The 10,346-nt window shown below is 66.0% G+C and carries 10 protein-coding genes; 4 read left to right on the top strand and 6 right to left on the bottom strand.

Annotated elements, in window-relative coordinates; translation table 11 throughout:
- The first annotated feature begins 138 nt into the window (after window positions 1–138).
- The 3 genes from BFL28_RS13725 to BFL28_RS13715 are packed head-to-tail and all read left to right on the top strand — an operon-like array spanning window position 139 to window position 3,028.
- Window positions 139–1,098: an efflux RND transporter periplasmic adaptor subunit gene (locus BFL28_RS13725; RefSeq protein ID WP_069321089.1), complete on the top strand. Its 960-nt coding sequence runs from the start codon at window positions 139–141 to the stop codon at window positions 1,096–1,098.
- Window positions 1,099–1,136: 38 nt separating this feature from the next.
- Window positions 1,137–2,303, top strand: a complete 1,167-nt coding sequence (locus BFL28_RS13720; protein ID WP_241527332.1) for an ABC transporter permease — start codon at window positions 1,137–1,139, stop codon at window positions 2,301–2,303.
- The gene (locus BFL28_RS13715; protein WP_069321087.1) at window positions 2,300–3,028 is read left to right on the top strand and encodes an ABC transporter ATP-binding protein; all 729 of its coding nucleotides are present in this window, start codon (window positions 2,300–2,302) and stop codon (window positions 3,026–3,028) included. The genes BFL28_RS13720 and BFL28_RS13715 overlap by 4 nt, the downstream gene beginning before the upstream one ends.
- Here BFL28_RS13715 and mnhG read toward each other — a convergent pair.
- Genes mnhG through BFL28_RS13685 form a run of 6 tightly spaced genes read right to left on the bottom strand, consistent with a single transcriptional unit; the run spans window position 2,986 to window position 8,938 of the window.
- A complete protein-coding gene (mnhG, locus tag BFL28_RS13710; protein WP_119184607.1) occupies window positions 2,986–3,345 on the bottom strand; it encodes a monovalent cation/H(+) antiporter subunit G in 360 nt (119 codons plus the stop codon). The genes BFL28_RS13715 and mnhG overlap by 43 nt on opposite strands.
- On the bottom strand, window positions 3,342–3,623 hold the full coding sequence (locus BFL28_RS13705; RefSeq protein ID WP_069321086.1) for a K+/H+ antiporter subunit F: 282 nt from the start codon (window positions 3,621–3,623) through the stop codon (window positions 3,342–3,344). Before BFL28_RS13705 ends, mnhG begins: the two co-directional genes overlap by 4 nt.
- Window positions 3,620–4,108 (bottom strand): Na+/H+ antiporter subunit E, encoded by a 489-nt coding sequence (locus BFL28_RS13700; RefSeq protein ID WP_069321085.1) that lies wholly within the window; start codon window positions 4,106–4,108, stop codon window positions 3,620–3,622. Before BFL28_RS13700 ends, BFL28_RS13705 begins: the two co-directional genes overlap by 4 nt.
- Window positions 4,105–5,724 (bottom strand): monovalent cation/H+ antiporter subunit D, encoded by a 1,620-nt coding sequence (locus BFL28_RS13695; RefSeq protein WP_069321084.1) that lies wholly within the window; start codon window positions 5,722–5,724, stop codon window positions 4,105–4,107. Before BFL28_RS13695 ends, BFL28_RS13700 begins: the two co-directional genes overlap by 4 nt.
- Window positions 5,721–6,059, bottom strand: coding sequence for a Na+/H+ antiporter subunit C (locus BFL28_RS13690; RefSeq protein ID WP_069321083.1), 339 nt, complete (start codon window positions 6,057–6,059; stop codon window positions 5,721–5,723). Before BFL28_RS13690 ends, BFL28_RS13695 begins: the two co-directional genes overlap by 4 nt.
- Window positions 6,059–8,938, bottom strand: a complete 2,880-nt coding sequence (locus BFL28_RS13685; protein ID WP_277621009.1) for a monovalent cation/H+ antiporter subunit A — start codon at window positions 8,936–8,938, stop codon at window positions 6,059–6,061. Before BFL28_RS13685 ends, BFL28_RS13690 begins: the two co-directional genes overlap by 1 nt.
- A 453-nt stretch (window positions 8,939–9,391) precedes the next feature.
- On the opposite strand from BFL28_RS13685, the gene kdgD reads away from it, so the two are divergent.
- Window positions 9,392–10,318, top strand: coding sequence for a 5-dehydro-4-deoxyglucarate dehydratase (kdgD, locus tag BFL28_RS13680; RefSeq protein ID WP_069321121.1), 927 nt, complete (start codon window positions 9,392–9,394; stop codon window positions 10,316–10,318).
- The last annotated feature ends 28 nt before the right edge of the window (window positions 10,319–10,346 follow it).

Raw genomic sequence — 10,346 nt, 5'->3', positions numbered from 1 at the left:
CCCGCCTCAGCCTCCTTCAGGATGCCAATAATCTGCTCTTCCGAAAACTGCTTCCGCTTCATCTGTCCGTCCCTTGTAGGGGCCGGTCTCTAGTTCCAACTGGATGAAGAAACGGGGGTCACGTCACGTCCCGCCGCCGTGGACCTGATCGAGATCAAGCGTGCGCCTGCGGTCCGAACGCTTGCCGTCAATGGAACGATCCGGCCGCGCCTTTCGGTCGAGGTGCAGGCACCGGTGGCGGGAACGCTGACGGCCCTTCCTTACGATGTGGGTGCGCAGGTCACGGCGGGACAATTGCTCGCGCGTGTCGACGATGCGCCGCAGCGCGCCGCGATATCGGAAGCGGCGGCCGCCGTCGCTGCGCAGGAAGCGACGCTTGCACAGGCGCGCCGCGACTTTGCCCGGTACGAAAAGCTGGGGCAGTTCGTCACTCGCCAGCGCCGCGAAGAGGCTCGCCTGGCGGTCGATCAGGGCACCCAGGAACTGGCGCGCCGGCGCGCCGTCGTCATGCAGGCGCGGGAAGTGCAGCAGCGTTATGCGATCCGCGCGCCCTTCTCGGGCGTTATTCTCGAGCGGCCGGTCGATCCCGGCCAGACGATCGGCGTCAGCACCGTGCTTTATCGGCTGGCAGACCTTTCTGCGCCCGAGATCACCGCGGAAGTGGACGAATTCTACGCCGCGGCTCTCCGCATTGGTGGCCAAGCATTGCTCAGTCTGCCGGGGCAGGCGCAATCACTTCGCGCCGCGATCGTCCATGTCGAGCCGCGGGTCGATCCCGCGACGGGCGCGCGTGAAGTGCGGCTTCGCGCCGCACGGCCGCTGGATGGGCTGCCCGCGGGCGTGACGGTCTCGGTGAACCTGATCATCGAGCGGGAGAAGGCTGCGATCAGCATCCCGCGCGGTGCCATATTGCGGCCGGACAGCAATCCCGCGGTGCATGTGGTCGATGGTGGCGGCATTGTCAGCGAACGGGGCATCCGGTTTGTCGACTGGCCCGCGGAAACGGTAACGGTCAGCGGCGGACTGGAGCCGGGTATGCGCATTCTGGCGGATCCGCAGGCCGCCGCGCCCGGTAAGCGCGTGCGGTCCGCCCGCTAACGATGCGGTACGCGGCCAAACTCGCCCTGCGGCATTTGTTGTCCAGCCCCGGGCAGACCCTGTTGCTGGTGACGGGCGTCGCGCTGGGTGTGACAGTCTTCATCTTCATGAGCGCGCTGATCGGAGGGCTGGCGACGCTGCTTACCCAGCGAACCGTTGGCAGCATCCCGCATGTCACGCTGGAGATGCGGGAGCGCGATCCACGGCCGGCGCAATTGCCGGGCACGCTCCAGACCGTGGTCCAGAAGGATCTCAGCCGCCGCGAGCAGATCGCAGTCTGGGAGCCCTTTGTAACGGTGATCGAGCGGACGCCCGGCGTCGTCGGCATTTCTCCCCAGATCCGCGGCAGCGCTTTTGTCGAGCGGGGACAGGCGATCGCGCCGGTTGGCGTGACCGGCGTGTCTCCCGGCAATCTATCGGTGATCGCCGACATCCGCGCGGCGGTGGTGAGCGGCGATGCTGGCCTTCCAGTGGACGGCATCTTGATCGGCGAAACGCTGGCCGACGACTTGGGCGTCCGCGTCGGTCAGGTGCTCCGGCTGGTTTCAGATCGCGGACGCGAGCGCAGCTTCCGCATCGGCGGTATCTTCTCGCTCGGCATCGCCAGCGCGGATCGTCAGGCCGTCTATATGAACTTTCGGGCGGCCCGCGCCCTGTTCGACCTGCCGACGGGGGTTTCGCGCATCGAAGTGAAAGTGGCGCCGGTGGACGATGCGCCGCGGATCGCCGAAACGCTGCGCCGCGCGACCGGCCTCAAGGTAACGGCGTGGACCGAGGAGAATGCACAACTCTTCGAAGCACTCGATGCTCAGGCACGGACAGGCACGATCATCAAGGCGTTCGCGCTGATCACCATCGTGGTGGGCATCGCCAGCGCGATGCTGTTGTCGATCGTGCGCCGCCGCGCCGAGATCGGGATCATGCGGGCGGTGGGCGCCAGCAAGCGGCTGGTGACGACGGTGTTCGTGCTGGAAGGGACGCTGATCGGTGCGTGCGGCGCAATCGGCGGCGCGCTGCTCGCCTGGGCGGCGTTGGCGCCCTTTCCCCCGGTCAGCGACGTGCCGGGGGGCGGCCTGCCGATCGACAGCGGACAGGGGCAGTTCCTGCTTGCAGTGCTCCTGACGACAGCCGCTGCCGCCCTTGCATCGATCGTCCCGGCGCGCCGCGCGGCGAGCGTCGATCCGGTCGAGGCGATCGGACAATGAGTGCGCAGCCGCTGATGTCCGCCCGCGGCCTGGAGAAGACCTTTGGCGAGGGCGAGGCCAGCGCAAAGGTGCTGCACGGGATCGACCTCGACCTGGCGCCTGGCGAACTTGCGGCGCTGATCGGCCCCTCCGGATCGGGCAAGAGCACGCTGCTGACCATCCTAGGCACGTTGCTCAAGCCGAGCGCCGGCACGCATCATATGCTCGGGGTGGACCTCACCGGCGCCAGCGAGGCCGAGCGGACGCGTTTCCGCAATCGCAATCTCGGCTTCGTCTTCCAGTTCCATCACCTGCTTCCGGACCTTACCGCGCTGGAAAATGTCATGATGCCGGCGGCAGCGGATGCCGGGCGCGAAACCGCAGCGATGCGCGAGCGCGCCGCCGAACTGCTCGATGCGGTGGGTTTGGCGGATCGCAGGGACTATCGCCCATCCGCGATGTCGGGGGGGCAGCGCCAGCGCGTGGCGGTAGCGCGCGCACTGATGAACCGGCCTGCGCTGGTCCTTGCGGACGAACCCACGGGCAATCTCGATCGCCAGTCCGCCGATCAGGTGATGGCACTGATTGCGAAGATCAACGAGGCGACGGGGTGCTGTTTCCTGATCTCGACGCATGACGAGCACATATCGGCTCGCTGCCGCCGCAAGATCGAACTGCTAGACGGCTCGCTGGTCGGCCAGGGTCAATCAACCATTTCGTCCGCATCATCCGGGGCTGGCGCCTGATCGGCATCCTGCGTCCGGGAGAGCGCGGCGCGCGCCAGAAGCATGAATGCGACCGGCGCCGTGGCGGTCAGGAACAAACCGATCAGCAGCTCGTGCACCGACAGGCGCGAGCGCAGAACCGAGAAGCAGACGATCGAGGCTGCGACGATCAACGCCATGCCAAGCGTGCCGCCCAAGGTCGGCGGATGAACCCGGTCGTAGAAGCTCTTGAAACGGAGCAGCCCGACCGAACCGATCAATGTGGTCGCGGCACCGGCAAGGACCAGCAATCCGACGATGGTCGCCGCCCATGCCGGAAGGTCGGGAGCCTGAATCATTCGATCACTTCCCCGCGCATCAGGAATTTGGCCAGCGCCACGGTGCTGACGAACCCCATCAGGGCGATGACCGCGGCGGCCTCGAAATAAAGCGTGCGCCCGGTCTGGATGCCGAAGGTCAGGAGCATCAGCATCGAGTTGGTGTACAGGGTGTCCAGCCCCAGCACCCGGTCCTGCGCACGCGGGCCGTGGAACATGCGTGCGGCGGCGCACAGCATGGCAAGACCGAGAAGGACCTGGGCGCCGGTTATCGCCAGCGCGAGCAGCAGCGTGGTCATTGGTGGAACATCTCCATCAACAACCGCTCATAGCGCCCCTTGATCAATCGCACCCACTCGCTCTCGTCGACCAGGTCAAGCACATGGATCAGCAGCCTCCCGCTGCGCCGGTCGAAATCAACCCACAGGGTGCCCGGCGTCATTGTAATGATGAGCGCCAGTAGCGCGAGGGCGTCTCGATGGGTGAGGTCGATCGGCACGCGCACGAAGCCGGAGACCCGGTCAGCCCGTCGCGACATGACGATCGACGCCACGGCGAGGTTGGAGCGCAAGATGTCCGTCGCGACGAGACCTGCCAGCCTGAACGCCGGCCGCAATCTTATCTTGCGGGTCTCGTCCGGGCGCAGCGCGGCAAAGGCAAGGCTCGCCAGCCACGCGACGAGGCTGCCCAGCAAGACCTGGCCCGGCGAAAAGGACTGCGTGAGCAACAGCCAGACGAGCAGCAGCGCGGCCGCGAGAAACGGATGGGGCAGGAACCGCGTCATCGGCCGGTGTCCGGCTGCGGCCGGGCGGGATTGCCAAGGACGGCGCGGCCATAGCCCTGCCGGTCGCCGAGCGACTGGCTCGTGCGCTCCATATACCGCATCGTCGGAGCGGCCAGCACCATCAGCCCCATGCAGATCACGAGCAGCAGCGCGACGGGTGCCGCCTCGGCGACGCGCAACGCCGGCTGCGGCTTGTCCGACGGCGCCCAGATCAAGTCGATGCCGGCGCGCGTGGTGGCGACCAATGTCGCAAGCCCCGAGCCTATGATCAGCCCGATCAACAGCCACGACGTCGGCGCGACGGTTTCGCCCAGGCTTAGCAGCCCATCGATCATGACGAACTTGGCAATGAAGCCGGACAGCGGCGGAAGCCCGGCGATCAACAACGCGCAAAAGGCAAAGCCGCTGCCCAGGATCGCCATGGTCGCGGGGATCGCGACGCGCACCTCGGTCTCGACCTGATCGGGCAGTCCGCTGAATTCGTCGTCGAACACCGGCGCTCCGGCTGCGTCGGACGAAGCCTCGCGTCGGTCGACCAGTTCGATCAGGAGATAAAAAGCACCGACGGCCAGCGTCGAGCTGACCAGATAGAAGAGCGCGCCGGCCAGCACCGCGCCTTGGCCGGCACCGACCGCGGCGAGCAAGGTCCCGGCCGAGATGACGAGCGAATAGCCGGCGATGCGGCTCAAGGTCCGCACGGCGAGCACGCCGACGGTGCCGAACGCGATCGTCGCCATGCCGCCGAACAAGAGCCATTCCTCGCCGAAATTGGCCGACCAACCGACCTCGCCGTTCAGCAGCAGCAGGTAGACGCGCAGGACCGCATAGACGCCGACCTTGCTCAGCATCGCAAACAGCGCGGCGACGGGCGGAGAGGCGGCGGCATAGGTGCGCGGCAGCCAGAAGCCGAGCGGCCACATCCCCGCCTTGACCAGGAAAGCCATGCCCAGGATCGCCATGCCACTTTGCAGGATCGCCAGATCGCTGCCGCCGATCGCCGGGATGCGCACGGCGAGGTCGGCCATGTTGAGCGTGCCGGTCACGCCATAGATCGTCGCCGCGCCGATCAGAAACAGCAGCGAGGTGGCGACGTTGATCGAGATGTAATGCAGCGCCGCCTTGATCCGCGCCTTGCCGCTGCCGTGGAGCAGCAGCGCGAAGGATGCGGCGAGCAGGACTTCGAAGAACACGAACAGGTTGAACAGGTCGCCGGTCAGGAATGCGCCGTTGAGGCCCATCAGCTGGAACAGGAACAAGCTGTGGAAGCGTGGCCCGGCGCGATCCCACCGGGCCGTCGCATAGATGAGCGACGTCAGCCCCAGGATACTGGTGAGCATCAGCATCAACGCCGAAAGCCAGTCGAGCACCAGCACAATGCCGAAGGGCGCTGGCCAGCTGCCCAGCTGATAGGCCGTGGTCCCCGGCTGGCCTGAAAAACCCGCATCGGCCACGCGCGCGACCAGCAGCCCTGCCACGACCAGCAAGGTGGCCGCCGTGCCGATCGCGATGCCGCGCCGGACCAGATGGCGCCTGTCCTTGAGCAGCAGGATCGCGGCACCAGCGATGAGCGGCAGCAGGATCGGCGCGACGATCAGGTGATCGATCCAGGGTGTCATTCGCCGTCGTCCCCATCGACGTGATCGGTGCCGGTAATCCCGCGCGAGGCGAGCAGCACGACAAGCAGCAATGCAGTCATTGCAAAGGAGATGACGATCGCGGTGAGCACCAAGGCCTGGGGCAGGGGATCGTCATACAGCGCAGGATCAACCCCGCCCGTACCCACGATCGGCGGCGCATCCACCTTGAGCCGGCCCATCGCATAGATGAACAGGTTGACGGCATAAGAGAGGAGCGACAGCCCCAGGATCACCTGAAAGGTGCGCGGGCGCAGGATCAGCCATACGCCGGACGAAGTGAGCACGCCAATGCCGATCGCGAGGACGATTTCCATCAGGCCCGCCTCCGCCCCGCCGCATCGGCATCGACCGGCGTGCGCACCGATTGATGTGCGATGGCAATGAGGATCAGCGCGGTCGCGCCGACCACGAGCAGGAAGACGCCGATATCGAACAGCATCGCGGTGGCGAGCGGCACCTTGCCGATCACCGGCAGGTCGAGATAGCGGAACCACGAGGTGAGGAACGGGTGCCGCAAGGCGATGGCGGCAGTGCCCACGAATGCAGCGATCAGCAGGCCGCTCGCGATCCACTTGATCGGACGGACGCGCAGGCGCGTTTCCACGCTTCGCGTTCCGGCCGCCATATATTGCAGGATCAGCGCAATCGACATCGTCACCCCCGCCGCAAAGCCGCCGCCGGGCAGGTCATGCCCGCGGATCAGCAGATACAACGCGAACACGGTGATGACGGGAAACATCCATTCCATGACGACGCGCGGCACCAGCAGCGATTCGGCCAGCGTGTCGCCGACGTCGCGCCCCTCGCGCGCATGATCCGACGCGTCCTGCTGCCGTTGCTGCACCGGGTCTGCCACGCTTTCGCGGGCCGGGCGGAACCGCCGCAGCAGCGAGAAGATGGCGAGTGCGACAATTCCCAGAACGGTGATCTCGCCCAGCGTATCGAATGCGCGAAAGTCGACCAGGATGACGTTGACGACATTGCGGCCGCCAGCGGCGGAATAGGACTGTTCGAGGAAGAAGCGCGAGATCGTATCGGGCATCGGGCGAGTCATCACGGCATAGGCAAATAGCGCCATGCCGAGCCCCGCCGCCACGGCGATGAACAAGTCGGTGCCGCGTCGCTGATTGACGCTGGCCGGCTTGTCGCCCTCGGGCCAGATGTCGGGCAGCCGCTTGGGCAACCAGCGCAGGCCCAGCAGCAGCAGCACGGTGGTGACCGTTTCGACCAGCAGCTGGGTAAGCGCGAGATCCGGCGCGGAGAGCCAGACGAAGCTGATGCAGCTGACAAGGCCTGCACCCGACACGAGCACCACGGCGGCAAGGCGATGGTATTTGGCTTGCCACGCCGCGCCGATCGCACAACCCGCACCGATCAGCCAGATGATCGCGAAACCGGGATCAAGCATCGTTCCATCGTTCGCGCCGAGGTCATAGCCATGGCGGACGAAGGGCAGCAGACCGGCAATGCATGCCAGGACGACCAGGATGCGAAGCTGCGGCTGCAGCCGCTGCGTGCCGAATATCCGCTCCAACCGTCGTGCCGCGGTGACGATCGCGGACAGCGCGGTTTCGAACACCCGCCGACCCTTGAGCACGCCGATCAGCGGCGCGGCCGTGATGGCGTTCAGCCGCCGGGCGAACACGACATAGGCGAGCGTGCCGATGACCAGCGCGATCACGCTGAGCACCAGTGGCTGGTTGACGCCGTGCCAGATCGCCAGGCTGTAGGCCGGCGGCTCGGCGCCGATCGTCGATCGCGCCGCCACCGCCAGATACGGGCCGATGGTGGCGGCGGGGAAGATGCCGACGGCCAGGCAGGCCATGACCAGCACCTCGATCGGCAGCCGCATCCAATGGGGCGCCTCTTCCGGCACGCGCGGCAGCCCCTGCGGTGCCGGACCGAAGAAGCTCTGGTGGATGAACCGCACCGAATACAGCACGCTGAAGATCAGCGCGAGCGTCGCCACATAGGGCAGCAGCAGATCGAGCAGCGTGTCGTTATAATCCTCAAGCGCCTCGGCCAGCAGCATCTCCTTGGACAGGAACCCGTTGAGCAGCGGCACGCCGGCCATCGCCGCGGCCGCGACCATCGCCAGCGTCGCGGTGATCGGCATGAACCGCCGTAGGCCGCTCAACCGGCGCAGGTCGCGCGTGCCCGCCTCATGGTCGATGATCCCTGCCGCCATGAACAGCGATGCCTTGAACGTCGCGTGATTGGCGGTGTGAAAGATCGCCGCCACCGCCGCCAGCGGACTGCCGATGCCCAGCAGGAGCGTGATGATGCCGAGGTGGCTGATCGTCGAATAGGCGAGCAGGCCTTTCAGGTCCTGCTGGAAGATCGCCGACCATGCGCCGATGAGCAGCGTCGTGAGGCCCGCGCCGGTTACGATGAAATACCAGGCGTCGGTTCCCGCCAGCACTGGCCACAGCCGCATCAGGACGAAGATGCCCGCCTTCACCATCGTCGCGGAGTGAAGATAGGCCGAGACCGGCGTCGGCGCGGCCATCGCGTGCGGCAGCCAGAAGTGGAAGGGAAATTGCGCGCTCTTGGTAAAGGCGCCCACCAGGATCAGCAGCAATGCGGGCAAATAGAGTTCGTGCGCACGGATCGCGTCGCCCGCCGCCAGCACCACGTCGAGATCGTAGCTGCCGGCGATCTTGCCGAGCAGCAGCACGCCGAGCAGCAGGCAAAGCCCCCCTGCCGCCGTGACGATCAGGGCCATTCGAGCGGCGCTTCGCGCGGCTTCGTTCTGGTGCCAATAGCCGATCAGCAGGAACGAGGAGAGGCTGGTCAGCTCCCAGAAAAAGGCAATCTGGATAAGGTTGCCCGACAGCACGAGCCCGAGCATCGCGCCCATGAAGGCAAGGAAGAACGAGAAGAAGCGAGGGACGGGGTCCTCGGGCGACATGTAGTAATGCGCATAGACGACGACCAGAAAGCCGATCGCCAGAACCAGGAAAGCAAACAGCCACGACAGGCCATCCAGCCGCAGCACGAGATTGAGGCCTTGTGCGGGCAACCATTGCAGTTCGCTGCGCAGCACCAGCCCGTCGCCGATCATGGGGTAGAGGGCGACCAGCAGCGCTGCACCGGCAAGCGCGATTCCGCCGGCAACAAGTCCGGCAGCACGGCGCATGGACGGTGGGAAGAAGGCGGCAATAATGCTCCCGACCAACGGGATCAGTACGATCAGCCACAGGGTACTTGCGCTCGAAATCGCTATGCCTTGCCTCCATGTCGAGCCACCGTCGCTCGATCAGGTCATTGATCACGTTGCTGTTCGTGCCAGCCGAGATTTCGCTCCACCCGGCTGGATCGGCACTAACAGCACGTCTCGGTGCGCGTCGAGCAATACCTGTCATCCAACGCAGGCGAGTAGCAGTCGTTTCAAGCCGCTGCACCGATTGACCTCCGGCACGATCGGATCGGCCTGCGCCTCGGTCGGGCGGCAGGCGCAATTTCCGGACACAAGCTCCCGTCGTGACTGGCCTCCGCCGGATCGAGGGACGGGATTGATCCAAGCTGCGCATCGATCGAGTGCGGCTTTGGCTTGGACCGTCGTGTCTCCGCGCAATAGGCAGGCATCGAAGCGTTCCGCGCATCGATGCGACGCCAGCAAGCTTGGGAGAAGCCAGTGACGACGATGAGCCCGATCGAGATGGGCCGCAGCCTTGGCCAAGGGCTTCTGTCTTTCCCCGTCACCCATTTCGACACCGACGGTCAGTTCGATGAAGCGCCCTATCGCGCACACTGCGCCTGGATGCTGGAACATGACCTGGCTGGCTTGTTCGCGGCTGGTGGCACCGGCGAGGTATTCTCGCTGACGCCGCAAGAGGTCGTCAGGGTGGTTACCGCCGCGGTCGCGGAAGGGCGTGGCAAGCTCCCCGTCATCTCAGGCTGTGGCTATGGCACGGCGATCGCGACCGAAATCGCTCGCGGTGCGGAAGCGGCGGGCGCCGACGGACTGTTGCTGCTCCCGCCCTATCTCACCAATTCCACCCAGGAAGGCCTTGCCGCGCATGTTGAGGCGGTGTGTAAATCGACCGGGCTTGGCGTGATCGTCTACAATCGCGACAACGCCGTGCTGAACGACGAGACGCTCGCGCGGTTGTGCGAGCGCAACCCCAATCTGGTGGGGTTCAAGGACGGCGTTGGCGATATCGAGCTGATGACCCGCATCTTCGTGCGCATGGGCGACCGCCTGACCTATATCGGCGGACTGCCGACCGCCGAAACCTTTGCCACGCCGTACCTTACGATGGGCGTGACCACTTATTCGTCGGCGATCTTCAACTTCATGCCAAAGTGGGCGCTGGCCTTCTACGCCGCCGTGCGCGCCGGGAACCATGCCGAAGTGCAGCGCCAGCTGCGCGAGTTCGTCATGCCCTATCTCGACCTGCGTAACCGCGGACGCGGCTATGCGGTGTCGATCGTCAAGGCGGGGATGCGCGTGATCGGTCGCGATGCCGGCCCCGTGCGCACGCCGCTCACCGATTTGACCCCGGCTGAACAAGACGAGTTGCGCGCGCTGGTCGAGCGCGCGAGCGGGTCGATCGCGAAATCGGCCTGAGGGACCGGTGAACGGCTTGGCCAGTGCC

Origin of the sequence: Sphingomonas turrisvirgatae (assembly GCF_001721295.1) — a bacterium.
In the GTDB taxonomy this organism is placed as follows: Bacteria; Pseudomonadota; Alphaproteobacteria; order Sphingomonadales; family Sphingomonadaceae; genus Sphingomonas; species Sphingomonas turrisvirgatae.
Note: the sequence above shows the minus strand (reverse complement) of the source record. Positions and strands in the feature narration are given on the sequence as shown.

Bases quoted from the DNA above. Each gene is read 5' to 3' on its own strand.
- mnhG (WP_119184607.1), bottom strand. From the start codon at position 3,345: ATGATTCAGGCTCCCGACCTTCCGGCATGGGCGGCGACCATCGTCGGA.
- BFL28_RS13715 (WP_069321087.1), top strand. From the start codon at position 2,300: ATGAGTGCGCAGCCGCTGATGTCCGCCCGCGGCCTGGAGAAGACCTTT.
- kdgD (WP_069321121.1), top strand. From the start codon at position 9,392: ATGAGCCCGATCGAGATGGGCCGCAGCCTTGGCCAAGGGCTTCTGTCT.
- BFL28_RS13695 (WP_069321084.1), bottom strand. From the start codon at position 5,724: ATGACACCCTGGATCGATCACCTGATCGTCGCGCCGATCCTGCTGCCG.
- BFL28_RS13705 (WP_069321086.1), bottom strand. From the start codon at position 3,623: ATGACCACGCTGCTGCTCGCGCTGGCGATAACCGGCGCCCAGGTCCTT.
- BFL28_RS13700 (WP_069321085.1), bottom strand. From the start codon at position 4,108: ATGACGCGGTTCCTGCCCCATCCGTTTCTCGCGGCCGCGCTGCTGCTC.
- BFL28_RS13690 (WP_069321083.1), bottom strand. From the start codon at position 6,059: ATGGAAATCGTCCTCGCGATCGGCATTGGCGTGCTCACTTCGTCCGGC.